Origin of the sequence: Halomonas sp. LES1 (assembly GCF_031846005.1) — a bacterium.
GTDB lineage: Bacteria > Pseudomonadota > Gammaproteobacteria > Pseudomonadales > Halomonadaceae > Halomonas.
On record NZ_JAVRGC010000021.1, the window covers coordinates 1 to 1,403 of the forward strand.

Annotated in this window: 1 rRNA gene; it reads right to left on the reverse strand. The window is 56.2% G+C overall.

Annotation, left to right across the window (positions count from 1 at the left end):
• Positions 1-1,403, reverse strand: a 16S ribosomal RNA gene (locus RM463_RS17405); the annotation flags it as partial.

The following is a 1,403-nucleotide window of genomic DNA, read 5'->3' on the forward strand; positions in this document are numbered from 1 at the left end:
TAAGGAGGTGATCCAGCCGCAGGTTCCCCTACGGCTACCTTGTTACGACTTCACCCCAGTCATGAGCCACACCGTGGTGATCGCTCTCCCGAAGGTTAAGCTAACCACTTCTGGTGCAGTCCACTCCCATGGTGTGACGGGCGGTGTGTACAAGGCCCGGGAACGTATTCACCGTGACATTCTGATTCACGATTACTAGCGATTCCGACTTCACGGAGTCGAGTTGCAGACTCCGATCCGGACTGAGACCGGCTTTTCGGGATTAGCTACACCTCGCGGCTTCGCAACCCTTTGTACCGGCCATTGTAGCACGTGTGTAGCCCTACTCGTAAGGGCCATGATGACCTGACGTCATCCCCACCTTCCTCCGGTTTGTCACCGGCAGTCTCCCTAGAGTTCCCGACCGAATCGCTGGCAAATAGGGATAGGGGTTGCGCTCGTTACGGGACTTAACCCAACATTTCACAACACGAGCTGACGACGGCCATGCAGCACCTGTCTGTGCGTTCCCGAAGGCACCAATCCATCTCTGGAAAGTTCGCACGATGTCAAGAGTAGGTAAGGTTCTTCGCGTTGCATCGAATTAAACCACATGCTCCACCGCTTGTGCGGGCCCCCGTCAATTCATTTGAGTTTTAACCTTGCGGCCGTACTCCCCAGGCGGTCGACTTATCGCGTTAACTGCGCCACAAAGGTCACAAGGACCCCAACGGCTAGTCGACATCGTTTACGGCATGGACTACCAGGGTATCTAATCCTGTTTGCTACCCATGCTTTCGCACCTCAGCGTCAGTGTCAGTCCAGAAGGCCGCCTTCGCCACTGGTATTCCTCCCGATCTCTACGCATTTCACCGCTACACCGGGAATTCTACCTTCCTCTCCTGCACTCTAGCGTGACAGTTCCGGATGCCGTTCCCAGGTTGAGCCCGGGGCTTTCACAACCGGCTGATCACGCCGCCTACGCGCGCTTTACGCCCAGTAATTCCGATTAACGCTTGCACCCTCCGTATTACCGCGGCTGCTGGCACGGAGTTAGCCGGTGCTTCTTCTGTGGGTGATGTCCTCCCTCAGGGGTATTGGCCCTGAGGATTTCTTCCCCACTGAAAGTGCTTTACAACCCGAAGGCCTTCTTCACACACGCGGCATGGCTGGATCAGGCTTTCGCCCATTGTCCAATATTCCCCACTGCTGCCTCCCGTAGGAGTTCGGGCCGTGTCTCAGTCCCGATGTGGCTGATCATCCTCTCAGACCAGCTACGGATCGCGGCCTTGGTGAGCCGTTACCTCACCAACTAGCTAATCCGACATAGGCTCATCCGATAGCGCAAGGTCCGAAGATCCCCTGCTTTCTCCCGTAGGACGTATGCGGTATTAGCCTGAGTTTCCCCAGGTTATCCCCCACTA